The following is a 23345-nucleotide window of genomic DNA, read 5'->3' as shown; positions in this document are numbered from 1 at the left end:
CGGTTCGAGCCCGTCATCACCCACCATCGGGTCGTTAGCTCAGTTGGTAGAGCAGTTGACTTTTAATCAATTGGTCGCAGGTTCGAATCCTGCACGACCCACCAGTGTAGAAAGGCGCCCTAAAGGCGCCTTTTTGCTATGCGAAATCGAGCTCTATTTTTTTACCGGCGCCAGATTTTTCCAGATATGCATCACCGCATAGCTGCGCCACGGCCGCCAGGCGGCCGAAATGGCCTCTGCCTGCTTTGCCGTGACTTTGCCAAGATTGTTGCGCACCACAATATCACCGGCAGGAAAGGCGTCGGGCCAGCGCAGCGCGCGCATGGCGATATAGGCGGCGGTCCAGTCGCCGATGCCGGGCAGCTGTTTCAGTTTTTCCATCATCGCTTCCGGGTCTGTGCAGGCGTCCAGCTGTAGATCGCCGCTGGCGCAACCGACGGCCAGCGCCAGAATCGATCGCGCCCGCGCGCTGACGATGCCTAATCGGGCGATCTCATCAATGCTTGCCGTCATTACCCGCTGCGGCGTCGGCGCCAGGCAGGTCAGCGCCGGGAACGGCGTGGCGAACGCTTCGCCAAAGGCGCCGACGAAGCGTCCTCCCAGTGTAGTGGCCGCTTTCACCGTAATCTGCTGTCCCAGCACCGCGCGCACCGTCATCTCAAAGCCGTCGAACGCGCCCGGCACCCGCAGGCCAGGATCGCGTTCGATACTCGCGGCCAGCAGCGGATCCTGTCGCAGACGATCGTCAATAGAGTGCGGATGCGCGTTTAAATCGAACAGTTTACGCAGACGGCGCAACAGGGCGGGGAGGGCGCCGGTCAGCGAGTGAGAAAATTCAACCTGCAGCGCATGCTTTTGCGGCGCGTGCGTCACGCGAATCCAGCCGCGAAAGCGTCCCAGCTGCACGGTGCGCGCATAGCTGTCGTCATCCACCCACTCAACATCCTTCAGCGCGCGCAGGCGCAGGAAATCGAGCATTGTTTGCCAGTTATAGGGAGGACGATAGCCCAGCAGCAGCGTAGAAGCGTCATCCGGCCCGTTGAGCGGTTCGCCTGCGGCGGCCTCTCTACGCAGGCGGCTGGGCGCCATACGGTAGCGCTTGTTAAACACGTCGTTAAAACGCCGCAGGCTGCTGAAGCCGCTGGCGAAAGCGACTTCCGTGACCGGCAGGCGCGTTTCCGTTAGCAGCTGCTTGGCCAGCAACAGGCGTCGGGTTTGTTTCAGCTCCAGCGGCGAAACGCCTAACTCCTGCTGCACGATGCGTCTTAGCTGACGCAGGCTCAGGTTAAACCACGCGGCGACTTCTTCGAGACTGTTTGTTTCGTCAAGCATGCCTTCATCGATGCGCTGCAACAGCAGATCGGTGATGCGCCAGGCGCTGTCGACCGGCGCGTTGCCCGGCGCCAGCTCGGGACGGCAGCGCAGGCAGGGACGGAAATCCGCCTTTTCCGCCGCTTCGGCGCTGGCGAAGAAAAGGCAGTTCTCCCGACGCGGCGCTTTTACCGGGCAGACGGGGCGGCAATAAATCCCGGTCGACGTGACGCCAACGAAAAAGAGGCCGTCGAAACGCCGGTCTTTGGACGTTAATGCCTGATAAGCCGTGTCGCCGTTAATCATTTTTCAACTCCGTGACGGGTTACTACCGTTACCATACGATTGCTTTCAGTATAAAACTCGCCATTTTCGGACAGCGATATTTTTTATTTTGGTGACCGAAAACAGCCGGTAACCGATAAAAAATGCGAGATAATAAGCCCGAAGTGCAGATGAATGCGGAGGGGAAGATGAGCTATTACAGCAAAAAAATGGCGTCGCCGGTGGGCGAATTGACGCTGCTGGCCAGCGAGCGCGGCCTGGCGGCGGTGCTGTGGCCGAATGAGATGGCGCGCATCCGGCTGGGGCCGATTACTGAAGATCCGCTGCATCCGGTGCTGATCGAAACCGAGCGGCAGCTGCGCGCCTACTTCGCCGGCGAGCTAAAGCAGTTCACCGTGCCGCTGGATTTCGTCGGCACCGAGTTTCAGAAAAAGGTGTGGCAGGCGCTGGTCGCTATTCCCTATGGCGAAACGCGCAGCTACAGCGAGATTGCGCGCGCCATCGGTCATCCTGCCGCCGTCAGGGCGGTAGGCGCCGCGAATGGACGCAATCCCATCTCGATTATCGCGCCCTGCCATCGGGTGATCGGCGCTAACGGCAAATTGACTGGCTTTGCCGGTGGGCTGGATGCCAAGGCGTTCCTGCTGGCTATTGAGAAACCCGATCTGTTAAGCCTGTAAAACTACGTTGCGCGGCTGATTCAGCGCCGCGCCGCGTAAAATCAGCGACAGCGACCCCGTTTTCCATTATCTTGTTTAGCATACAAAACCGATGTGGCTTTTATGCCGTTAATAAGCGGTAAAAATGCTGGATAAGTTAAGTTGATAAAACGAGAACCCCTGATGAGCCTGTTGCCTGAATCTGACACCTTCTATCCTTTTCCGCCAAAGCCGGCCCGCCTCTCCCCTGAAGAAAAAGCCGCGTATCGGGAGAAAATCAAACATCTGCTGCGCGAACGCGATGCGGTGATGGTGGCGCACTACTATACCGACCCGGAAATTCAGGCGCTGGCGGAAGAAACCGGCGGCTGCGTGGCCGATTCGCTGGAGATGGCACGTTTCGGCAGCGCCCATCCCGCTTCGACGCTGCTGGTCGCCGGCGTCCGTTTTATGGGCGAAACGGCGAAAATCCTCAGCCCGGAAAAAACCATTCTGATGCCGACGTTACAGGCTGAATGTTCGCTCGATCTCGGCTGTCCAGAAGAGGATTTCGCCGCCTTTTGCGATAGCCATCCAGACCGTACCGTAGTGGTCTACGCTAATACTTCGGCGGCGGTGAAGGCGCGCGCCGACTGGGTGGTCACCTCCAGCATCGCCGTGGAGCTGATTGAGCATCTCGACAGCCTTGGCGAAAAAATCCTCTGGGCGCCGGATCGTCACCTTGGACGCTATGTACAGCAGCAGACCGGCGCCGACGTACTCTGCTGGCAGGGCGCCTGCATCGTACACGATGAGTTTAAAACCCAGGCGCTGCAGCAGATGAAAGCGCTTTATCCGCAGGCTGCGGTGCTGGTTCATCCTGAATCGCCGCAGGCGGTGGTGGCGCTGGCGGATGCCGTCGGCTCTACCAGCCAGCTGATCCAGGCGGCGAAAACCCTGCCGCATCCGCAAATGATAGTTGCCACCGATCGCGGCATTTTCTATAAGATGCAGCAGGCGGTGCCGGAAAAAACGCTGCTTGAAGCGCCGACCGCCGGCGAAGGCGCCACCTGTCGCAGCTGCGCGCACTGCCCATGGATGGCGATGAACGGCCTGCAGGCGATTGCCGAAGGGCTGGAGCAGGGCGGCGCGGCGCATGAGATCCATATCGACGCCAGCCTGCGCGCGCGTGCGCTGCTGCCGCTCAATCGCATGCTCTCTTTTGCCGCGGAGCTTAAACTTAACGTTAAAGGGAATGCCTGATCGGCATCGCCCGGAGTGCCAATATGGAATTTTTCAGCACGCAAAACATTCTGGTTCATATCCCGCTCGGCAAGGGCGGCTACGATCTCTCGTGGATCGAGGCTGTCGGCACGCTGGCGGGGCTGCTCTGCATCTGGCTGGCCAGTCGGGAGAAGATCGTTAACTATCTGTTCGGGCTGATTAACGTCACGCTGTTCGCGATCATCTTTTTCCAGATTCAGCTTTATGCCAGCCTGCTGCTGCAGCTGTTTTTCTTCGGCGCCAACCTTTACGGCTGGTACGCCTGGAGCCGTCAGAACAGCGATAACCAGGCGGCGTTGCAGATACGCTGGCTGCCGCGTAGAAAAGCGATCGGCTGGACGGCGGGCAGCCTGATCGCCATCGCGCTGATGACGGTCTGGATCGATCCCTTCTTCGCTTTTCTGACCGAGCTGGCGGTGGTGCTGATGCAGGCGGCAGGTTTGCAGGTCGCGATGCCGGAGCTGCAACCGGACGCGTTCCCGTTCTGGGACTCGACGATGATGGTGCTCTCTATCGTGGCGATGATTCTGATGACGCGCAAATATGTGGAGAACTGGCTGCTGTGGGTGGTGATTGACGTTATCAGCGTCTGGATTTTCGCCCGCCAGGGCGTTTACGCCATGTCGCTGGAGTATCTGATCCTGACGCTGATTGCGCTGAACGGCAGCTGGCTGTGGATTAAAAGCGCGCGCCAGTACCGGCCGCGCGCTAACGCTTAATGATGGTGATGAGGATGGGCGTGCTGAGGCGCGCCCAGCGTCAGTCCGCAGTCTTCCCCTTCGCAGCGCTGATATTCCATCTGCACCGTCGCGTGATCGATCTGATAGCGCTCATGCAGGTAGTGATGGATGCGCTGCAGCAGGGCGTCGTGATCGTAGGGCGGCACGACATGCACATGCAGCGTCACGATCGGCTTCTCGCCCACCTGCCACAAATGCACATGATGCACATTGCGCACCTCTGGAATATTCAGCGTCAAATCCCGCTTCAGCTTGTCGGCGTCAATGGCGACCGGCGCGCCTTCCAGCAGCTCGTGCAGGCTCTCTTTCATTAGCGACCAGGCGCTGCGCAGCACCAGCGCCGACACCAGAATCGACAGCAGCGGATCGATGGGCGTCCAGCCGGTGTACATAATAATCAGCGCTGCGGCGATAGCGCCGACGGAGCCAAGCAGATCGCCCAGCACATGCAGCGCCGCGGCGCGCACGTTCATGTTGCTTTCGCCGCTGCCGCGATGCAGCAGCCAGAACGAAAGCACATTCGCCAGCAGCCCGGCAACGGCGATAGCCAGCATGATGCCGCTGGCGACCGGTTGCGGGTGATAAAAGCGCTGAACCGCTTCCCAGACGATCAGCACGGTGATCACCAGCAGGGCGATGGCGTTGACGAACGCCGCCAGCGTCGTCAGGCGCAGCCAGCCGAAAGTGTGGCTGGCGTTAGGCTTGCGTTGGGCGAACCGCACCGCCAGCAGCGCCATCAGCAGCGCCGCCGTATCGGTCAGCATATGACCGGCGTCGGCCAGCAGCGCCAGCGAGCCGGAAAACAGGCCGCCCGCCACCTCCGCCAGCATAAACAGGGCGGTGACGATAAAAGCGGCGCGCAACCGGGCGTGGTTGCCGTCATGTTCGTTGTGCGAATGTTGATGCGTCATAGTCATCCAGTCTGGCCAGTAAACTTCGGGTTAATAATAACAGTAAATTACCTGTTTCCGCGCAGTCATCTTGCGTTAGCGCCTGTTCGCCCAGCCGCTGGCAAAGCTGTTCGCCTTCGCTGATGCCCAGCAGCAGCCAGCTCCCTTTCATTCGGTGCGCGCGCTTCGCCAGCGCTTGCCACTGACGCTGCGCGAGCGCCAGCGCGATGGCGTCGCTGTCCTCCTGCAATGTCTGGCGCAGCGTGGCGATAACCGCAGGCAGAAACGCGCGGTCCTGACTGGCCAGCTGCCAGATCTGTCCCTCCAGTCCGGCCAGCGCATCCGGTAACGGCTGATTGCTCAGCGAGGCGCGCAGCGCGCTCAGGCCGATCGGTTTGAGCAACACTTCATCCGCGTCGCGCCAGGCCTGCGTATGGTGCGGCAGCTGTGCGTCGGCGCTGCAATAGATCAGCCGCGTGCGGCGCGCGGCGCGGCGTTCGCGGCGGCGCAGAATGCGCGCCACCGTCGGGCCATCCGGGCGCGGCATATTATAGTCAATCAGGATAATATCGAAGCGCGTCGCGGCCGCCGCCCGCAGCAGCGCGCGACCGTCGGCAAAGACCTGCGCCTCAACGCCGAGCCAGTTCAACTGCTGTTCCATCACCAGCAGGTTGGTGGGATGATCGTCGACCACCGCCACACGAAGCGGCGGCAGCGGGTGCGTTTCTTCCTGCACCGCGTCGGGACAGGGAAGGTGGGATGCCAGCATTAACGGCAGCGTCAGGGTGACGCGCGTACCTTCACCGGCAACGGAATGCAGCTGAATCTCGCCGCCCATGCGCAGCGCGATTTCCCGACAGATAGAGAGGCCCAGGCCGCTGCCCTGCACCGAACGGGCGCGGCCCGAAGGCGTCTGGTACCAGGGTTCGAACAGCCGGGCCTGTTCGTCGGGCGGAATGCCGCTGCCGCTGTCGGTAACGCAGAGCGTTAATTGCCCGTCGCGGGCGGCCAGCGTCAGGGCAATTTCTCCCTCGGCGGTGAACTTCACCGCATTGCTGATCAGGTTGGTGGCAATCTGCTGCAGGCGACCGCCGTCAAGCAGCACGCGCCGCGGCAGAGGCGTCAGCGCCGTTACGCTAAAGCGCGGGCCGCCTGGACGCATCAGCGGCGCCCAGAAGTTTTCCAGATCGCGCAGCCACTGCGTCAGTTCGAGCGGCGCAGGCTGCAGGCTAAAGGTATGACTTTCAATGCGCGAATGATCCTGCAGATCGTTCAATAGCGTCATCAGCGTGGTGGCGCTGCTGTGGATCAGCGCCAGATTTCCGGCACGCGGCTGACGCGCCAGTTCCATCTCCAGCAGTCCCAGAATCGCCTGCATCGGCGTGCGCAGCTCATGGCTAACGCTGGCGAGAAACTGGCTCTTCATCTGATTGGCGCGCTGCGCCGCTTCGCGTTCCTGTTCCAGACGCTGCCGCTGCCGGGACGCCAGCCGCTCCTGCCGCCAGCGGCGGATTAACAGCGCCAGCAGAATGACAATCGCCGCCAGCGCGACGGCCCCCAGCGACAGCAGCAGCGGCGTCGAAATAGCGCGATCCACGCCGCCGGGCTGATTTTCATTGCTCCAGGCGTCGCGCATACGCTGCTGGGTATCAGGCGGGATCTGCTGAAGACCTTTATCAAGAATGGCGCGCAACAGCGGCTGCTGCGCGCTAACGCCGATGGCGACGGGCCAGGCGGTATCGCTGGCGGCGAAGGCGAAATGGATCGACTCGCTGTAGCGGCTCTGAATTAGCCAGCGCGCCGACAGCACGTTATCCACCACCGCATCAAGCCGTCCATTGGCCAGCGCGTTATAGAGCGACTGGGCATCGTCGAAGGGCTGTACCGTCAGGTCGCGCGGGATCAGCTGCTGGGCCAGATCGCCGCGCCGCACGCCGATGCGCATGCCCTGCAAATCCTGCCAGCGGGTAATGCCGGTTGAAGCGCCGCGCATATATACGCCCCACAGCGCGCGCCACACCGGCAGCGTGCTGCTCTCGCCATCGCTGCCGCCGGTCAGCGGCTGCACCAGCTCAATCAGCGCCTGGCCGTCCGCCACCCGATCGCGTGCCTGCTGCGGGTTATTCACCCACAACGGTTTAAAGCGCAGTCCGGTGCTTTGTCCGATGGCGTTCAGCAGATCGACGCTGTAGCCGCGCGCCTCGCCGCTGTCGCTGCGGTAGCTCCAGGGGTAGTTGTCCGCCAGCGCGCTGTAGACAATGTGCGGATGCCGCCGCAGCCAGGCTTTTTCCATTGCCGTCAGGTGCAGCGTATTGGTGTCCAGATAGCGCGGCAGCTGCGCGCTCCAGCGGCTCTGAATGCCATTGACGATCTCGACCGGCAGCTGGCGAATAGCCTGATTCAGCGCATCGCGCAGCGCAGCCTGCGAGGTAACGGCATACAGACTCAGTTCGCCCGGATCGATCGGCGAGGCGATTTGATAGATTTGTCCCTGTTGCAGCTGGCTGAGAAGAAAGCCGGCGCTGGTTTCATCCGCCACCACATAGTCGTTCTGCTGATTCAGCAGAGTATAGAGCGCCTGCAGGTCGCTGCTGTAGGTTTCCCAGCGATGACGCCGCACGAAGTCAGGAGTGATCTGCTGCAACGTGCCGACGCTGACGGCGATGCGCGCATCCTGCGAGTTGAACATCACCGGACGTCGGTTCTGACGGCTGCGGTAGACGCGCAGCGGCGTACTATACCAGGCGCGCGTGGCGTAAAGCCCGGCGGGCAGCGGCTGCTGCGGCAGACCAAACGCCAGGTCGGTTTCGCCCTTACGCAGCGCATTCAGCAGCGCAGCGCTGTCGGGATAGCTTGAGAGGGTGAATCGTGCGCCGGTGAGGTTGCCGAGCGCTACCAGATAATCGGCGTTAATACCGTAGAGATCGTTGCCGACGAACATATTCCACGGCGCGCTGCGGGTCTGCAACACGCCGACCCGCAGCGTTTTGCCCTGCCACGGCAGGGTTTCGCCGCTCGGCATCATCAGCTCCTGCGGCAGCGGCATGCTGCTTACCGGTCGCCATTCGGCGGCGGCGGCGGCGGCGCTGAACAGCAGCGTCAGCAGCAGAAACAGGCGGGCTATTGTTGCGCTTTCCATAGGGCGGCAAGATCCAGCACCGAAGTGGCGCCGGTTTTTTCCAGAATGTTTTTTTTATGGGTGCTGACCGTCTTATTACTGATATGCAGCTGCTGAGCGATTTGCAGATTAGAGTAGCCGCGCGCCAGCAGCGAGAGGATCTGCTGCTCTTTACTGGTCAAGGGCAGCCCGCCCGTGGCCGCTAACGCCATATTCGACGGAAACGCCGTTTTGCCGCCCAGCACCGCCAGAATGGCGCTCACCAGCTGCGGCATGCTTTGACTTTTCACGACATAGCCCGCGGCACCGGCGGCCTGCGCCAGCTGCATATAGAGACGCTCGGTTTGTGCGGAATAGATCAACACCGGTAACGAAGGGAAACGGCGCTTCAGCAGCTTCAGCATTTCCAGCCCATCGCTGTCGGGCAGACTGATATCAAGAATAACCAGCTGGGCAGACTGCTGCTGCAACGCCTGAAAGGCCGCCTGTTCATTATCCACGGCGGTCAGGCTGAGCGAAATGGGCGCGGTGGCTAAAGCGGCTTGCAGTGCGACTTGCACCAGCGGATGATCATCAATCAGTAACAGATGGGCCATATCTTTGCTTCATTATTAACAGGAAGTTCAGAATAGCGGAAAAGCCTGTGGAAGCAATCATTAAGCAAAGAAGTTAAAGCGGAAGAAGTAATGATGAAAATAATATCGCGCCGAAACGGGTCTGCATAAAATAAAAGAGAGCCGCAGCTCTCTTTTATTTTCTCAGACGCAATAGCGCATAACGCAATTATTGCGTAGTGCCGTCGGTTTTACGATCGACCTCGCCGCCGCCCTGCTGGGTCTGAACTTTCTCATTTACGTTCGGGCATTTGCCATCTTTACACTGGGCGTTTTGATCCATTTCATCAGCGCTCATGCCATTGCTGCCTGCGGTCGGCGAGCCGCTTGCGCCAGGGGCAGTATTGGTGCTGCCGTTATTAATCTGGCTATTATCAACGTTATTCGGCGGCAAATTTTCTTTTGCGCCCGGCGCTACAGCGCCCGCGTCCGCCGCCTGGTTGGCGGTGCCGTTATTTCCCTGTGCCGCCAGCGCTGCGCCGCTGCCCAGTGTCATTGCTGCTGTCAGGACTGCAATTGCAAACTTATTCATAATTATGCTCCCGTTAATTATTGGTAGCTGCTGCCGAAACCCAATAGAACTTTAGAAGCCGTCTTTTTATGTGGGCGAGATAATATCTCGCCGGGACAACTTCTGACGAAAACTTGTGGTGCAAATAATAAATTTTCAAGAACTAACGATTAAAAGTGTAGTAAGGAACCAAAGAAACGCAAATCGCGCAGGCGTAGCGACAACGGAAAGTCGATTTACAGCGCGGTATTGAAGGGATAAATTGTTCAGGTGGTGCCCGCTGCGCCCGAAAAAAATATTAAATGGATAGCTTATGAATTACCAGAATGATGATTTAAGAATCAAAGAGATAAAAGAACTTTTACCGCCGGTCGCCCTCCTGGAAAAATTTCCGGCGACTGAAAAAGCCGCCGCTACCGTCGCCGCTTCGCGTCAGGCGATTCACAAAATTCTGAAAAATGAAGATGACCGCCTGCTGGTGATCATCGGCCCCTGTTCGATTCACGACGTCGATGCAGCCAAAGAGTACGCGTCGCGTCTGCTAAGCGTGCGCGAAGCGCTGAGCGGCGAGCTGGAAATCGTTATGCGCGTCTATTTTGAGAAGCCGCGTACTACGGTGGGCTGGAAAGGGCTGATTAACGATCCTCAGATGGACGGCAGTTTCCAGATTAACGACGGCCTGCGTATAGCGCGTAAGCTGCTGCTGGAAATCAACGATACCGGTTTGCCTGCGGCGGGCGAATTCCTCGATATGATCACGCCCCAGTATGTGGCTGACCTGATGAGCTGGGGCGCCATCGGCGCGCGCACTACCGAATCGCAGGTGCACCGTGAGCTGGCTTCCGGCCTCTCCTGTCCGGTCGGGTTTAAGAACGGCACCGACGGCACAATTAAAGTGGCTATCGACGCCATTAACGCCGCTGGTTCGCCGCACTGCTTCCTTTCAGTGACCAAATATGGTCATTCCGCTATCGTTGAGACCAGCGGCAACGGCGACTGCCATATCATTCTGCGTGGCGGAAAAGAGCCAAACTACAGCGCCGAACATGTCCGCGCGGTCAAAGCAGGGCTGGAGCAAGCGGGTCTGACGCCGCAGGTGATGATCGATTTCAGCCACGCCAACAGCAGCAAGCAGTTCCAGCGTCAGATGGTGGTGGCCGACGACGTCGCGCAGCAGATTAGCGGCGGCGAGAAGGGCATTATGGGCGTGATGATTGAAAGCCACCTGGTAGAGGGCAATCAGAGTCTGGAAAGCGGCGAGCCGCTGGTCTACGGCAAAAGCGTCACCGACGCCTGCATCGGCTGGGAAGATACGGAAAAGGTACTGCATCAGCTGGCCGCCGCGGTAAAAGCGCGCCGGGGCTGATTGAGCCGCGTGCTTAAGCGCCCAGCAGAGCGAAAAAAAAACCCGCCGGTCGGCGGGTTTTTTATGCAGAACGAATTACTTCGCTTTGCCCTGGTTTGCTACCGCTGCGGCTTTCGCTGCGATTTCGTCAGCGTCGCCCAGATAGTAGTGTTTGATCGGCTTGAAGTTTTCATCGAACTCATACACCAGCGGTACGCCGGTCGGGATGTTCAGTTCGAGGATCTCTTCTTCGCTCATGTCGTCCAGGTATTTCACCAGCGCGCGCAGTGAGTTGCCGTGCGCGGCGATGATCACTTTCTCGCCGCTTTTCAGACGCGGCAGAATGGTTTCATTCCAGTAAGGGATCACGCGTTCGATGGTCAACGCCAGACTTTCAGTGGTCGGCAGCTGCTCGGCGGTCAGTTTCGCATAGCGCGGATCGTGGCCCGGGAAGCGCTCGTCGCTGCGGTCCAGTTCCGGCGGGGTAACGGCGAAGCCGCGGCGCCACTGTTTAACCTGCTCGTCGCCGTATTTTTCAGCGGTTTCCGCTTTGTTCAGACCCTGCAACGCACCGTAGTGACGCTCGTTCAGACGCCAGGATTTTTCTACCGGCAGCCAGGCCTGATCCAGTTCGTCGAGAATGTTCCACAGGGTGTGGATCGCGCGCTTCAGCACGGAGGTGTAAGCGAAGTCGAAGGTGAAACCCTCTTTTTTCAGCAGCTGACCTGCTGCTTTCGCTTCTCCGCGGCCCTTCTCGGACAGGTCAACATCGTACCATCCGGTAAAGCGGTTTTCGTTGTTCCACTGGCTTTCGCCGTGGCGCACCAGAACCAGCTTAGTTACAGCCATAGCTTAACTCCTTTACGCTCGTATGATAATGAAAGCATTATATTGCCGTCGCGCGCGGCTCGGCAATTGATAGTGCCCTACCATAGCGGAATTATTGACACCGCGTAAGTGCTGAACCGACGCGGTGCGCGTTTTTCAGCCTGATGTTATTCCGCCGTTAACGTATAGCGGGTAACGCTGTGATACGTTTCGCCGGGTTGTAACCAACAGCTGGGCTGAGGCCATTCGGGATGGTTCGGCGAGTCGGGCAGAAACTCGCTTTCCAGCGCGATACCCTGAAAAGCAGTATAGCTGCCCCGATCGCGCGCGGGCGTCCCTTCCAGATAATTGCCGCTGTAAAACTGTAACGCCGGCGCGGAGGTATGCACCGTCAGCTTCAGCTTGCTGTCCGAAGACCAGAGCTGCGCGGCGGGCTGCTGTGCGCTGCGTGGATTAAGCAGGAAAGCGTGGTCGTAACCCTGTACCAGGCGCTGATCCTCATCCTGCAGAAAGTCGCGGCTGATGCTTTTCGCGGTACGGAAATCAAAGCCGCTGTTTTCTACCGTCTGCAACGGCGCGCGCGGAATGCCTTCGCTGTCTACCGGCAGATAGCTGTCGGCGTCGAGCTGTAGCTGATGCTGACGGGCGTCGCCGTGGTGCGCGTCCAGGTTGAAATAGGCGTGGTTGGTCAGGTTAACCGGGCAGGGCCGATCGACCTGCGCCTCCCAGTTAATCGTCAGGCAGTTGTTATCGTCGAGACGATATTCGACCTGTGCGATAAGGTTGCCCGGATAGCCCTGATCGCCGTCCGGCGAGTCGATGCGGTAGAGTACGCTGTTCTCGCTCTGGCTGACAATCTGCCAGCGACGGCGATCGAACCCTTCCGGCCCGCCGTGCAGCTGATGCGGCCCCTGGTTCGCCGTCAGCGCGATATTGGCCTCGCTGAGCCGCGCGTTGGCGATGCGGTTGGCGTAACGGCCCACGGTGGCGCCCAGATAGGCGGTTTGATTAAGATAATCCGCTGGCGTGGCGCAGCCCAACAGCGCTTCGCGCACCGTGCCGTCTTTCATCGGCACGCGCGCCGACAGCCAGGTGGCGCCCCAGTCCATAAAGGTGGCGACCATGCCGTGCTGGTTGCGCAGCACGGTGATGTGCCACGGCTGGCCGTCTGGCGCCAGCGACGTAGCCTGGTTTAGCATTGTCCCGCTCCTTCCGATGCGGTGCAGACGTAGAAGGTCTCTTTGATGCCGGTCGCGGCCTCGTACTGGCTGGCGACCGCCGCTTTCACCGGCTCCACCAGATCGAATGGCATCAGCGCCACCACGCAGCCGCCGAAGCCGCCGCCGGTCATGCGCACGCCGCCTTTATCGCCGATGGTCGCCTTGACGATCTCCACCAGCTTGTCGACCGGCGGCACGGTGATTTCAAAATCGTCGCGCATTGACGCGTGCGATTCCGCCATCAGCTCGCCCATGCGCTTCAGATCGCCTTTGCTCAGTGCTTCCGCCGCTTCCAGCGTGCGCGCATTTTCGGTCAACACATGGCGGACGCGTTTAGCGACCTGCGGATCCAGCTCATGCTCAACCGCGCGGAACTGTTCGATATCGACATCGCGCAGCGCCGGCTGGCTGAAGAAGCGCGCGCCGGTCTCGCACTGTTCGCGGCGGGTGTTGTATTCGCTGCCGACCAGGCTGCGGCGGAAGTTGGTATTGATGATCACGACCGCTACCTCTTTCGGCATCGGCACTGCGCGCGTGCCGAGCGTGCGGCAGTCGAGCAACATGGCGTGATCTTTCTTGCCCAGCGCGGAGATCAGCTGATCCATAATGCCGCAGTTGCAGCCGACGAACTGGTTTTCCGCTTCCTGACCGTTAACGGCGATGTCGGCGCCGTCCAGCGGCAGATGATAAAGCTGTTGCAAAACGGTGCCGACCGCCACTTCCAGCGAGGCTGAGGAGCTGAGGCCGGCGCCCTGCGGCACGTTGCCGCTGATCACCATATCCACGCCGTTAAATTCGCCGCTGCGCTGCTGCAGATGTTTCACCACGCCGCGCACATAGTTAGCCCACATCGGCTCTTCGATGCGCATAATCGGCTCGTCCAGCGAGAAGCTGTCCTGCTCGCTGTCGTAGTCGGCGGCGATCACGCGCACCTGACGATCGTCGCGTTTCGCGCAGCTGATCACCGTCTGGTAATCGATAGCGCACGGCAGCACGAAGCCGTCGTTATAGTCGGTGTGTTCGCCGATCAGGTTGACGCGGCCCGGCGCCTGAATAGTGTGGGTCGGCTGGTAGCCAAACTGCTGCCGGAAAATCTGTTGGGTGGTTTCTTTTAAGCTCATGCTGAATCTCCCGTCTGGCGGAAATGAATATCGCTGACGGAACGCAGACGTTCCGCCGCCTGTTCCGCGGTTAAATCGCGCTGGGTTTCCGCCAGCATTTCGTAACCCACCATAAATTTGCGCACCGTGGCTGAACGTAGCAGCGGCGGGTAAAAGTGAGCGTGAAGTTGCCAGTGGTCATTCTCTTCGCCGTTGAACGGCGCGCCATGCCAGCCCATAGAGTAGGGGAAGGAGCACTGGAACAGGTTATCGTAGCGGCTGGTCAACTTTTTCAACGCCAGCGCCAGATCGCTGCGCTGCGCTTCGGTCAGATCCACCAGGCGTTTGATGTGTGTTTTCGGCAGCAGCAGGGTTTCAAACGGCCAGGCCGCCCACCAGGGCACTACCGCCAGCCAGTGTTCGGTTTCAACCACGGTACGGCTGCCGTCGTTCAGCTCGCGCGCCATGTAATCGACCAGCATCGGCGAGCCCTGTTTGGCGAAATAGTCGCGCTGATGAAGATCTTCGCGCTGCGCCTCATTCGGTAAAAAGCTGTTGGCCCAGACCTGCCCATGCGGATGCGGGTTAGAGCAACCCATCGCGGCGCCCTTGTTTTCAAACACCTGCACCCAGGGATAGCGCTGGCCTAAATCGGCGGTTTGCTGCTGCCAGGTGGCGACCACCTCTTCCAGCGCCGCGAGGCTTAGCTCCGGCAGCGTTTTGCTGTGATCCGGCGAAAAGCAGATCACCCGGCTGGTGCCGCGCGCGCTTTCGCAGCGCATCAGCAGATCGTCGCTTTGCGGCGCTTCCGGCGTATCGGTCATCAGCGCGGCGAAATCGTTAGTAAACACGTACGTACCGGTATAGTCAGGGTTTTTATCGCCGGTTACGCGCGTGTTGCCCGCGCACAGAAAGCAGTCCGGGTCGTGTTTGGGAAGCTGCTCCAGGGCGGGTGACTCCTGCGCGCCCTGCCACGGACGCTTGGCGCGATGCGGAGAAACCAGTACCCACTGATCGGCCAGCGGGTTGTAACGGCGATGCGGATGATCGACCGGATTGAATTTTTCCATGTTCTGTCCTGATTGCTGACTTAAGCGGTAATCGCAGAGTAAAAAATAGCACAGTGTAAAAAAGGAAAGCGTGATCCAGTCTGGATAAATGGAATCGTTTACACAAGCTGAAAATTCTGACTTGTCAGTAATAATAGCACCTGGAGAGCAGGGCTAAGCAGAACGAGGCTTAAATTATGGTAACGGTTACATGCTGCGTCAGTCTGTTTTACCGCAGTGATGACGTCATTCCCAAATCCGTTGGCGGGCAGAAAGCGTAAAGGGAGACGATAAGAAGAGGCGTTGCGTTGAACAACGCGCCGCAGCGCAAAGAGCTGACGATGCAACCTCACGGGTAGCCCAACCCATGCGGACGACATAACAGGACGTAGAGACCCGGCGTCGCCGGGTCGGGAGATTATTTCAACGTTTCTGTGGGATAGACATAATGGTTGCCCTGCGGCACAAAACTCAGACGATGGGTAATGCACTGCGGCGCATCTTCCGCATGGTGGGAAACGAACAGCAGCTGCGTTTGTCCTTCCGCAATCAGTACATCCACAAAGCGACGCACCAGCTGCCGGTTGAGGGGATCGAGTCCCTGCAACGGCTCATCCAGAATCAGCAGCGTGGGATGTTTTACCAGCGCGCGGGCGATAAGCACCAGCCGCTGTTGTCCCCAGGAGAGACTGTGAAACGGCGCATCGGCTTGCGCCTGCATGCCTAACAGCGCCAGCCAGCCGTTTGCCAGGGTGCGCTGACGGTCGGAAACCGCCTGATAAAGTCCGATTGAGTCAAAATAGCCGGAGAGGATCACGTTACGCACGCTAATCGCCACGCGGTAATCAAGATGCAGGCTGCTGCTGACGTAGCCGATATGCTGTTTAATCTCCCAGATGGTCTCGCCGCTGCCGCGCCGCCGCCCAAACAGCGTCAGATCGTTGCTGTACCCCTGCGGATGATCGCCGGTCACCAGGCTCAGGAGCGTCGATTTGCCCGCGCCGTTCGGCCCGATAATCTGCCAGTGTTGGCCCGGCAGCACTTCCCAGTTCAGGCCGTGCAGCACCGGTTTGTCGTTGTAGCTGACCACGCCATTTTTCAGCACGATGCGCGGCGCGTCGGGCGGCAGCTGCGGCAGCTGGTCGGGATTGTCCGCTTCCGGCAGCGCCATGCCGTCCAGACGTTCGCTGTGCGCCAGCTGCGCGACCAGCGCTTCCGCCAGCACCGTCGCGCGATCGCCGATATGGGTCAGATGGCACTCCGCCAGCACGCCGACGCGATCCACAAACGATGGAATATCGTCGAAGCGGTTCAGCACCAGCGCCAGGGTATAGCCCTGCTGATGCAGTCTCTCCAGCAGCGCCGCCAGGCTGGCGCGCGACGCGACGTCAAGCCCGTCGAACGGCTCGTCCAGCACCAGCAGGTCGGGCTGCGCCATCAGCGCCTGACAGAGCAGCGTTTTGCGCGTTTCGCCGGTAGAGAGATACTTAAAGCGGCGCTCAAGCAGATATTCGATGCCAAACAGCCGCGCCAGCTCGCGGCAGCGCGCGGCATCTTTCACCTCGTCCTGAATCATCTCTGCCGCGGTGCGGCCGGTGTCGTCTTCGCCTTCGCTGAGCAGATCGGTGTTGTTACGCTGCCATTCCTCTTCCACCAGCTTTTGCAGCTTCTCCAGCGACAGCAGCGTCGGCCGTTTGAAGTCACTGTGAAAGGCGCCCTGCAACGGCGGTAGCTCGCCCGTCAGCGCCTTCGCCAGCGAGGATTTACCGCTGCCGTTGGCGCCGACGAAGGCCCAGCTTTCGCCGCCGCGCAACGTTAAATCGTTGAGGGTTAATATTCGGGTATCGCTAAGACGAAACGTGCCTTGCGAAATTTGCAATGTAGCCATTTTTTATTCCGTTTTTTGCAGCGTAAGCTTCTGTTTTTAGCGACTGGCCGCAGGCATGTCAAACGGTGACCACAGATTCAGAGCAGCGTCGCGATAATCACCCGATCGGCGTTAAAATGTGCTCTCACTGCCGCGCCAGGCTGCAGATTTTGCTGTTCAACCTGCTGATTGCTCAGCGTAGCGCACAGCGTCTCGCCGCTGCCTAGCCTCATCAGCACTTCGCTTTGCTGTTCGCCGCGCTCAATAGCGCTGATGGCGCAGGGCAGCTGGTTATCGGCGTTAGAGGGTTCGCGGCTGACGTCGATCCACGGCGCCTTAATCAGTAACAGCACCTCTTTGCCGGCGCTAAGCTGCAACCGATCGGCGCTCTGGCGCGTCAACGCCGCCTTCAGGCGCGTTTGTCCATCGGCAAGCAGTACGTCGACATGCTGCTGCACCCGTTCCGCGTCGCGGTGGACAAGCGTGCCGAACAGCTGGTTGCGGGCGCTGGTCTGTAGAGAAAAACGGGCGATGGCCGCCAGCAGGCTGTCGAGCGGCAGCTGGTCATCCTGCAGCACGTCAAACGCCTTTTGCTGAATCTGTTCCAGCAGGCGAAACAGTTCGATCAGCCGTTCGCCGTAGCGGGTCAGCTGCGCGCCGCCGCCGCCTTTGCCGCCGGTAGCACGTTCCACCAGCGTGCGTTCCGCCAGCTGGTTCATCTCGTTGATCGCGTCCCATGCGCTTTTGTAACTGATGCCCGCCAGCTTTGCGCCCTGGCTGATAGAGCCGGTCTGTTTAATCTGCTGTAACAAGGCAATGCGGCGCGGATCGGCGAACAGCTTCTGCTGGAGTCGAATAATAAGGGAGATGTCAGCCTGCATGCTAAGCCTCATAAAGTGGTTTGATTTAATTGTAAAAGAGGCGACGAGGGGTGTCACGGCGTTAAGCCCGCGTCAGCGGCGCTTCAGGAAAAGTAAAGCGCACAAAAGGACAGTGCGTTTTTTATCATGCTGGTTAAAATGATCTTTTTACCGTAATAAACGAGGCAACTATGCTGGAGTTATTAAAAAGCCTTGCTGTCGCTGTGATCATGGTGCCGATCGTGATGGCCATTATCCTTGGCCTGATTTACGGCCTGGGCGAAGTCTTCAACGTGATTTCTAAATTCGGTCACCGCAACGACCGCACGGCGAAGCCGCGTCAGTAAGCGCGCCGCATTCAGCTTTCTCTTAACAGGGTCGACATCGCGTCGACCCTGTTGCTTTTCATTCGCCTGATTTCCTTTTGATCAAACGTATGACAGCGTTCGCCGTCTCGTTATAGTATGCATTACATAACGTAACCCGGAGAAATGCTATGTCTGTTGTTAAGTGGAATCACTGGTTAGGCGCTGCGGTTATCGGCCTCAGCCTGTCAGGTCATGCCGTGGCCGCCGATAACGTCACCGTCTTTGCCGCCGCCTCGCTGACCAATGCCCTGCAGGATATCATCGGGCAGTATGAAAAAAACAAACATGAGATTAAAATCGTCACCTCTTACGCTTCATCTTCCACGCTGGCGCGGCAGATAGAGCAGGGCGCGCCCGCTGACCTGTTTATTTCCGCCGATCAGCAGTGGATGGATTACGCGGCTGGCAGAAACAGCATCGAAGCCGATTCTCGCTATACGCTGCTGGGCAACGATCTGGTGCTGATCGCGCCCGCCAGCGAAAAGGCGAAGCCGGTGCAGATTGACAAAAACACCGACTGGAAAAGCCTGCTGAAAGGACAGCGTATCGCGACAGGCGACCCGGACCACGTTCCGGCAGGAATTTATGCGAAAGAGGCCTTACAAAATCTTGGCGCGTGGGATACGCTGTCGCCGATTATGGCGCGCGCCAACAACGTCCGCGCGGCGCTGGCGCTGGTGGAACGCAACGAAACGCCTTACGGCATCGTGTACGGTTCCGACGCCGTCGCCAGCCATAACGTGACGGTGGTGGGGCATTTCCCGGAAAACAGCCATAAGCCGGTGGAATACCCGATGGCTATCGTCAAGGATCATCATCAGCCTGCGGTCAGCGCTTTTTATGACTACCTCAAAGGACCGGAGGCAGCGGCAATATTCAAAAAATATGGATTTACCCCACGCTAATGATATTGAGTGATGTTGAATGGCAGGCTGTGGAACTCAGCCTGAAAGTTTCTGCCATTGCTGTGATCGCCAGTCTGCCTTTTGGCATCTTTCTCGCCTGGCTGCTGGCGCGCTGTGAATTTCGCGGCAAAGCGCTGCTGGATAGTCTCATTCATCTGCCGCTGGTGCTGCCGCCGGTCGTGGTCGGCTATCTGCTGCTGCTGACGCTGGGGCGCCGCGGCTGGATCGGTTCCTGGCTGTATGACTGGTTCGGCATCAGCTTCGCTTTCAGCTGGCGCGGCGCGGCGCTTGCGGCCGCGGTGGTGGCGCTGCCGTTAATGGTGCGCGCCATTCGCCTCGCGCTGGAGGCGGTCGATCCTAAACTCGAACAGGCGGCCCGCACGCTGGGCGCGGGTCGCTGGCGCGTCTTCTTCACCATCACGCTGCCGCTGACGCTGCCGGGCCTTATCGCCGGCACCGTGCTGGCCTTCGCCCGTTCGCTGGGCGAATTCGGCGCTACTATCACCTTTGTTTCTAATATTCCGGGCGAAACCCGCACCATTCCGCTGGCGATGTTCACGCTGCTGGAGACGCCGGGCGCCGAGAGCAACGCCGCCAGGCTTTGCCTGATCGCCATCGCGCTGGCGCTGGTTTCGCTGCTGCTGTCGGAATGGCTGGCCCGCTGGGGTCGTAAGCGTCTGGGGGGCTGATGCTGGAACTTAATTTTACCCTGCAGCAGGGCGACAGCCTGTTGCAGATAGATACGGAATTGCCCACCAAAGGCATCACCGCCATTTTCGGCGTCTCCGGCGCCGGGAAAACCTCGTTAATCAACGCGATCGCCGGACTGGCGCAGCCGCAGCAGGGCTATATTCGTTTGAACGGCCGCACGCTTAGCCATGCCGAAGAGTCTGTCTGGCTGCCGCCGGAAAAGCGCAGCGTCGGCTACGTGTTTCAGGAGGCGCGCCTCTTTCCGCACTATCGGGTGCGCGGCAATCTGCGTTACGGCATGGCGAAAAGCCGTCAGGGACAGTTTGATACGCTGGTGGATCTGCTGGGACTGAACGATTTGCTGGATCGGTTTCCCTGGTCGCTCTCCGGCGGCGAAAAGCAGCGGGTGGCCATAGGACGCGCGCTGCTGACGGCGCCCGATATTCTGCTGATGGATGAGCCGCTGGCGTCGCTGGATATCCCGCGCAAACGCGAGCTGTTGCCCTGGCTGCAAAAGCTGGCGAAGCAGGTGGATATTCCGTTGCTCTACGTCTCACACAGCCTGGATGAGATTTTGCAGCTGGCCGATCGGGTGCTGCTGCTGGATAAAGGAGAGGTAAAGGCGACGGGCACGCTGGAGCAGGTCTGGAGCAGCAGCGCGCTGCGTCCCTGGCTGCCGCGCAGCGAGCAAAGCACCGTGCTGCGCGTTCAGGTGCTGGAGCAGCATCCCGACTACGCCATGACCGCGCTGTCGCTGGGCGATCAGCATATCTGGGTCAGCCGCATAGAGGCGCCGCAGAAGACGCCGCTGCGCATTCGCATCCAGTCGTCGGATGTCTCTTTATCGCTACAGCCACCGCTGAACAGCACCATCCGCAACGTGCTGCCGGCGCAGGTCAGCGAACTGGTTGAGATGGATAATCAGCAGGTCGAGGTGAAACTGCGCATCGGCGCCAGCGAACTCTGGGCGCGCATTACGCCCTGGGCGCGCGACGAGCTGGCGATCAAGCCCGGCATGTGGCTGTTCGCCCAGATTAAAAGCGTTTCCATTACCGCATAAGAGAAACGGGGCGACAGAGAGCTGAGGCTTAATCTCTGTGTTTCCATTGCCGGTTTATCAGCAAATCAATGGGGCCATCCGGCCCGCCAGATAACAGAAGGCGAGGCGCCGCAGCTTTTGCGGCCCCGTCTTTTCAGCGGTTACAGCACTTCGCGGCGAATGGTTTCCGCAATGCCCGGCTCCAGGTTGGTGCCGATAACGCGCGCGGCGCGCGCTTTGATCGCTTCGTCGGCGTTGCCCATCGCCACGCCCAGGCCGACGTTTTCCAGCATGCTGAGATCGTTATAGTTGTCGCCGAACGCCAGCACATCCTTCATCGTCATCCCCTGCGATTCAACCCATTCCGCCAGCCGCTTGCCTTTGCTGTTGCCCGCCTGGGCGATATCCACCTGATCGTGCCATGACCATTCGCAGGCCAGCCCCAGCGTCTGTTCGACATTGTCGGCGAACTGCTGCAGGGCGCGCGTATCGGGATGGGAAAGGGCGAACTTCCAGATGGCCTGCGCCTCGCGCGCGGCGTCAGCGAGATTCGGCACCTGCAAAAACAGCGGACGCTGATGCGCCGGCAGCGACTCCGCCCACAGCAGGGTGCGCTCAACGTGTCCGGTCGGTGTCTGGTAGAGCATCGCGTCATCCACGTAGAGCAGCCCGTGGATCGCCTGCTCGTCGAGCATGTCGATGACCTTCAGCGCCTGCGATTTGTCCAGCGGATCGGCAGAGAGCACTTTTTTTGCCTGATAATCATACAAATAGGTGCCGTTACAGCAGATTGCAGGTGTATCCAGCGCCAGCGCCTGATAAAAAGGATGGATGGCGCAGTGGTGGCGCCCGGTCACGATAAGGATTTTGACCCCGGCCCGTTTTGCCTCGGCAAGCGCCTCCAGCGATTCGGGAAGAATGGTTTTACGCGGCGTCAGCAGCGTACCGTCCAGGTCGAGGGCAATTACGCGATAGCTCATAATTAATTCCGCCAGTCATTATTCGCAAAGCAGCGATGTTACACCCTGCGACGCCTCGCCGCCAAATCGCCGCAGCAGAAACAATCCAACGGGCTGCGGCAAAACGCGCTAACCTTTGCCACAGGCCAACCATTACAGGTAATGAGATAAGGAGAATTCATGAAGCAAGTTGTTTACACCGCCAGTCCGGAAAGCCAGCAGATTCACGTCTGGCGAATGAATGAAGAGGGCGCGCTGACGCTGTTGCAGGTCGTGGACGTGGCGGGGCAGGTGCAGCCGATGGTGGTGAATCCGACTCAGCCGTTTCTGTATGTTGGCGTACGACCGCAGTTCCGCGTGATCGCTTACCGCATTGCTGACGACGGCACCCTGACCGAAGCGGGCCAGGCGCCGCTGCCGGGCAGCCCGACCCATATTTCTACCGATCTGCACGGCAATTTCCTGTTTTGCGGCTCCTATAATGACGCCTGCGTCAGCATCAGTCCCATCGGCGCCGACGGCGTACCGCTGGCGCCGAGCCAGGTGATCGACGGCCTGGAAGGCTGTCATTCGGCCAATATCGGCAGCGACAACCAGACGCTGTTCGTCCCTGCCCTGAAGCAGGATCGTATCTGCCTGTTCGACGTTCACGCCGCGGGCAAGCTGACGCCGCACGCGCAGCCGCAGGTTACCACCGTCGAGGGCGCAGGCCCGCGCCATATGGTGTTCCATCCTAACCGCCAGTACGCCTACTGCGTCAACGAGCTTAACAGCACGGTCGACGTCTGGCAGCTGAGCAACGCCAACGGCCAGGTAGAGCGCGTGCAGAGTCTGGATATGCAGCCTGCGGATTTCACGGGCACGCGCTGGGCCGCCGACATCCATCTGACCCCGGATGGCCGTCATCTCTACGCCTGCGATCGCACCTCCAGCACGCTGACCATTTTCAGCGTCAGCGAAGATGGCGGTCTGCTGACGCTGGAAGGCCATCAGCCGACCGAAACTCAGCCGCGCGGCTTTAATATTGATAAAAGCGGGCGCTATCTGGTCGCCGCCGGACAGAAATCGCACCACATCGAAGTCTATCGCATCGGCGAAGGGCAGGGACTGCTGACGCCGCTGGCGCGCTACGCGGTCGGCCAGGGCCCGATGTGGGTGGTGATCCACGCGCTGTAAAACTTGGGCCGCCTCGCAGTTTTGTCTGCGCGGCGGCGCAATCCGGCGCGTCAGCAGGTGATTCTGCAACGCGGGCTGGAAAGTGGCGAAAGCCGGGTAATTTGCGGCTATTACTGGGAGAGCGACATCGACGCCGCGCGCGTAATGGCCGCCGCGGTAGTGGCAAGGCTGCGCGCTAAAACAAAATTTAATCAGCAGATGGAGAAAGCGAAGGCGGAATTTAAGCGCCTGAGCGTGGGCAGGGGGTCGTCGGCTGAAAATGTGTTTGAACAGGAACAGATTAAGTATTAAAAGTTAACTTCAGGCGCTCGTTTTCACTGACAGCGAGCGCCTGTACAGGCCCTGAAAGCGTTTTACCTTGCAGTCAGCTTGGACAAGGAAAAATTGGGCGTCTATGAATATTAAATTTTTCGTTCTGATATTTTTATTCGGCCTGGTTGATAGGTCTGATTAGCCAAAGTGTGGATAGTTTCCTGAAAATAATATAATGGCGGTAGACGTTCCGGGATTACAGTATATATTATTGGCGCCTGTCCATTCTTCTACGT

General features: G+C 59.4%; 21 protein-coding genes, 1 tRNA gene and 1 pseudogene. 11 read left to right on the top strand and 12 right to left on the bottom strand.

What is annotated here, in order from left to right:
- Positions 1-28 precede the first annotated feature (28 nt).
- A tRNA-Lys gene (locus MYY08_RS06930) sits at positions 29-104 on the top strand.
- 49 nt (positions 105-153) lie between these two features.
- Here MYY08_RS06930 and MYY08_RS06925 read toward each other — a convergent pair.
- Entirely contained in the window at positions 154-1617 is a 1464-nt protein-coding gene (locus MYY08_RS06925; protein WP_038627342.1) for an AlkA N-terminal domain-containing protein, read from the bottom strand.
- 167 nt (positions 1618-1784) lie between these two features.
- On the opposite strand from MYY08_RS06925, the gene MYY08_RS06920 reads away from it, so the two are divergent.
- From MYY08_RS06920 to pnuC, 3 genes are all read left to right on the top strand, one after another.
- Positions 1785-2276 carry a methylated-DNA--[protein]-cysteine S-methyltransferase gene (locus tag MYY08_RS06920; protein WP_038627340.1) on the top strand — a complete coding sequence of 164 codons (492 nt, stop codon included), beginning with the start codon at positions 1785-1787 and terminating at the stop codon, positions 2274-2276.
- A gap of 162 nt (positions 2277-2438) precedes the next feature.
- Positions 2439-3497, top strand: coding sequence for a quinolinate synthase NadA (nadA, locus tag MYY08_RS06915; RefSeq protein WP_038627338.1), 1059 nt, complete (start codon positions 2439-2441; stop codon positions 3495-3497).
- Positions 3498-3520: 23 nt separating this feature from the next.
- Positions 3521-4237 (top strand): nicotinamide riboside transporter PnuC, encoded by a 717-nt coding sequence (pnuC, locus tag MYY08_RS06910; protein ID WP_038627336.1) that lies wholly within the window; start codon positions 3521-3523, stop codon positions 4235-4237.
- Here the strand turns inward: pnuC and zitB are convergent.
- From zitB to MYY08_RS06890, 4 genes are all read right to left on the bottom strand, one after another.
- On the bottom strand, positions 4234-5169 hold the full coding sequence (zitB, locus tag MYY08_RS06905) for a CDF family zinc transporter ZitB (protein WP_038627334.1): 936 nt from the start codon (positions 5167-5169) through the stop codon (positions 4234-4236). The genes pnuC and zitB overlap by 4 nt on opposite strands.
- The gene (locus MYY08_RS06900; protein WP_104951451.1) at positions 5138-8287 is read right to left on the bottom strand and encodes an ATP-binding protein; all 3150 of its coding nucleotides are present in this window, start codon (positions 8285-8287) and stop codon (positions 5138-5140) included. The genes zitB and MYY08_RS06900 overlap by 32 nt, the downstream gene beginning before the upstream one ends.
- Positions 8269-8862, bottom strand: a complete 594-nt coding sequence (locus MYY08_RS06895; RefSeq protein ID WP_038627329.1) for a response regulator — start codon at positions 8860-8862, stop codon at positions 8269-8271. The genes MYY08_RS06900 and MYY08_RS06895 overlap by 19 nt, the downstream gene beginning before the upstream one ends.
- Positions 8863-9049: 187 nt before the next feature.
- A complete protein-coding gene (locus tag MYY08_RS06890; protein ID WP_038627327.1) occupies positions 9050-9412 on the bottom strand; it encodes a YbgS-like family protein in 363 nt (120 codons plus the stop codon).
- Positions 9413-9704: 292 nt separating this feature from the next.
- Here MYY08_RS06890 and aroG point away from each other — a divergent pair, with 292 nt between their 5' ends.
- Positions 9705-10757: a 3-deoxy-7-phosphoheptulonate synthase AroG gene (aroG, locus tag MYY08_RS06885; RefSeq protein WP_190296656.1), complete on the top strand. Its 1053-nt coding sequence runs from the start codon at positions 9705-9707 to the stop codon at positions 10755-10757.
- A gap of 75 nt (positions 10758-10832) precedes the next feature.
- On the opposite strand, the gene gpmA is transcribed toward aroG, so the two are convergent.
- The 6 genes from gpmA to modE form a co-directional block, all read right to left on the bottom strand.
- Complete coding sequence (gene gpmA, locus MYY08_RS06880; RefSeq protein WP_038627323.1) at positions 10833-11585, bottom strand: 2,3-diphosphoglycerate-dependent phosphoglycerate mutase; 753 nt, start codon at positions 11583-11585, stop codon at positions 10833-10835.
- 146 nt (positions 11586-11731) lie between these two features.
- Positions 11732-12763 carry a galactose-1-epimerase gene (gene galM, locus MYY08_RS06875; RefSeq protein ID WP_190296657.1) on the bottom strand — a complete coding sequence of 344 codons (1032 nt, stop codon included), beginning with the start codon at positions 12761-12763 and terminating at the stop codon, positions 11732-11734.
- Positions 12757-13905, bottom strand: a complete 1149-nt coding sequence (gene galK, locus MYY08_RS06870; RefSeq protein WP_038627320.1) for a galactokinase — start codon at positions 13903-13905, stop codon at positions 12757-12759. The genes galM and galK overlap by 7 nt, the downstream gene beginning before the upstream one ends.
- Positions 13902-14954, bottom strand: a complete 1053-nt coding sequence (gene galT / locus MYY08_RS06865; protein ID WP_038627317.1) for a galactose-1-phosphate uridylyltransferase — start codon at positions 14952-14954, stop codon at positions 13902-13904. The genes galK and galT overlap by 4 nt, the downstream gene beginning before the upstream one ends.
- Before the next feature lie 397 nt (positions 14955-15351).
- Positions 15352-16821: a molybdate ABC transporter ATP-binding protein ModF gene (modF, locus tag MYY08_RS06860; RefSeq protein ID WP_038627315.1), complete on the bottom strand. Its 1470-nt coding sequence runs from the start codon at positions 16819-16821 to the stop codon at positions 15352-15354.
- Between the two features lie 77 nt (positions 16822-16898).
- Complete coding sequence (modE, locus tag MYY08_RS06855) at positions 16899-17681, bottom strand: molybdenum-dependent transcriptional regulator (protein ID WP_288013855.1); 783 nt, start codon at positions 17679-17681, stop codon at positions 16899-16901.
- A 170-nt stretch (positions 17682-17851) separates the two neighbouring features.
- Here modE and MYY08_RS06850 point away from each other — a divergent pair, with 170 nt between their 5' ends.
- The 4 genes from MYY08_RS06850 (at position 17852) to modC (ending at position 20683) form a co-directional block, all read left to right on the top strand.
- Positions 17852-18007, top strand: coding sequence for an AcrZ family multidrug efflux pump-associated protein (locus tag MYY08_RS06850; protein WP_038627310.1), 156 nt, complete (start codon positions 17852-17854; stop codon positions 18005-18007).
- Positions 18008-18156: 149 nt separating this feature from the next.
- The gene (gene modA / locus MYY08_RS06845; RefSeq protein ID WP_288013854.1) at positions 18157-18933 is read left to right on the top strand and encodes a molybdate ABC transporter substrate-binding protein; all 777 of its coding nucleotides are present in this window, start codon (positions 18157-18159) and stop codon (positions 18931-18933) included.
- Entirely contained in the window at positions 18933-19622 is a 690-nt protein-coding gene (gene modB / locus MYY08_RS06840; protein ID WP_038627307.1) for a molybdate ABC transporter permease subunit, read from the top strand. The genes modA and modB overlap by 1 nt, the downstream gene beginning before the upstream one ends.
- Positions 19622-20683, top strand: a complete 1062-nt coding sequence (gene modC / locus MYY08_RS06835; RefSeq protein ID WP_288013853.1) for a molybdenum ABC transporter ATP-binding protein ModC — start codon at positions 19622-19624, stop codon at positions 20681-20683. The genes modB and modC overlap by 1 nt, the downstream gene beginning before the upstream one ends.
- Positions 20684-20823: 140 nt before the next feature.
- Here the strand turns inward: modC and MYY08_RS06830 are convergent, their stop codons facing one another.
- Entirely contained in the window at positions 20824-21642 is an 819-nt protein-coding gene (locus MYY08_RS06830) for a pyridoxal phosphatase (protein WP_038627303.1), read from the bottom strand.
- 159 nt (positions 21643-21801) lie between these two features.
- Between MYY08_RS06830 and pgl the strand changes: the two genes are divergently transcribed.
- Positions 21802-22797, top strand: a complete 996-nt coding sequence (gene pgl / locus MYY08_RS06825) for a 6-phosphogluconolactonase (protein WP_038627301.1) — start codon at positions 21802-21804, stop codon at positions 22795-22797.
- A gap of 39 nt (positions 22798-22836) precedes the next feature.
- Positions 22837-23088: pseudogene (locus MYY08_RS06820) on the top strand (hypothetical protein); the annotation flags it as partial.
- Positions 23089-23345 lie beyond the last annotated feature (257 nt).

Source organism: Mixta sp., assembly GCF_024610815.1.
GTDB classification, from domain to species: Bacteria; Pseudomonadota; Gammaproteobacteria; order Enterobacterales; family Enterobacteriaceae; genus Mixta; species Mixta calida.
Note: the sequence above shows the minus strand (reverse complement) of the source record. Positions and strands in the feature narration are given on the sequence as shown.

Bases quoted from the DNA above. Each gene is read 5' to 3' on its own strand.
- MYY08_RS06925 (WP_038627342.1), bottom strand. From the start codon at position 1,617: ATGATTAACGGCGACACGGCTTATCAGGCATTAACGTCCAAAGACCGG.
- MYY08_RS06920 (WP_038627340.1), top strand. From the start codon at position 1,785: ATGAGCTATTACAGCAAAAAAATGGCGTCGCCGGTGGGCGAATTGACG.
- nadA (WP_038627338.1), top strand. From the start codon at position 2,439: ATGAGCCTGTTGCCTGAATCTGACACCTTCTATCCTTTTCCGCCAAAG.
- pnuC (WP_038627336.1), top strand. From the start codon at position 3,521: ATGGAATTTTTCAGCACGCAAAACATTCTGGTTCATATCCCGCTCGGC.
- zitB (WP_038627334.1), bottom strand. From the start codon at position 5,169: ATGACGCATCAACATTCGCACAACGAACATGACGGCAACCACGCCCGG.
- MYY08_RS06900 (WP_104951451.1), bottom strand. From the start codon at position 8,287: ATGGAAAGCGCAACAATAGCCCGCCTGTTTCTGCTGCTGACGCTGCTG.
- MYY08_RS06895 (WP_038627329.1), bottom strand. From the start codon at position 8,862: ATGGCCCATCTGTTACTGATTGATGATCATCCGCTGGTGCAAGTCGCA.
- MYY08_RS06890 (WP_038627327.1), bottom strand. From the start codon at position 9,412: ATGAATAAGTTTGCAATTGCAGTCCTGACAGCAGCAATGACACTGGGC.
- aroG (WP_190296656.1), top strand. From the start codon at position 9,705: ATGAATTACCAGAATGATGATTTAAGAATCAAAGAGATAAAAGAACTT.
- gpmA (WP_038627323.1), bottom strand. From the start codon at position 11,585: ATGGCTGTAACTAAGCTGGTTCTGGTGCGCCACGGCGAAAGCCAGTGG.
- galM (WP_190296657.1), bottom strand. From the start codon at position 12,763: ATGCTAAACCAGGCTACGTCGCTGGCGCCAGACGGCCAGCCGTGGCAC.
- galK (WP_038627320.1), bottom strand. From the start codon at position 13,905: ATGAGCTTAAAAGAAACCACCCAACAGATTTTCCGGCAGCAGTTTGGC.
- galT (WP_038627317.1), bottom strand. From the start codon at position 14,954: ATGGAAAAATTCAATCCGGTCGATCATCCGCATCGCCGTTACAACCCG.
- modF (WP_038627315.1), bottom strand. From the start codon at position 16,821: ATGGCTACATTGCAAATTTCGCAAGGCACGTTTCGTCTTAGCGATACC.
- modE (WP_288013855.1), bottom strand. From the start codon at position 17,681: ATGCAGGCTGACATCTCCCTTATTATTCGACTCCAGCAGAAGCTGTTC.
- MYY08_RS06850 (WP_038627310.1), top strand. From the start codon at position 17,852: ATGCTGGAGTTATTAAAAAGCCTTGCTGTCGCTGTGATCATGGTGCCG.
- modA (WP_288013854.1), top strand. From the start codon at position 18,157: ATGTCTGTTGTTAAGTGGAATCACTGGTTAGGCGCTGCGGTTATCGGC.
- modB (WP_038627307.1), top strand. From the start codon at position 18,933: ATGATATTGAGTGATGTTGAATGGCAGGCTGTGGAACTCAGCCTGAAA.
- modC (WP_288013853.1), top strand. From the start codon at position 19,622: ATGCTGGAACTTAATTTTACCCTGCAGCAGGGCGACAGCCTGTTGCAG.
- MYY08_RS06830 (WP_038627303.1), bottom strand. From the start codon at position 21,642: ATGAGCTATCGCGTAATTGCCCTCGACCTGGACGGTACGCTGCTGACG.
- pgl (WP_038627301.1), top strand. From the start codon at position 21,802: ATGAAGCAAGTTGTTTACACCGCCAGTCCGGAAAGCCAGCAGATTCAC.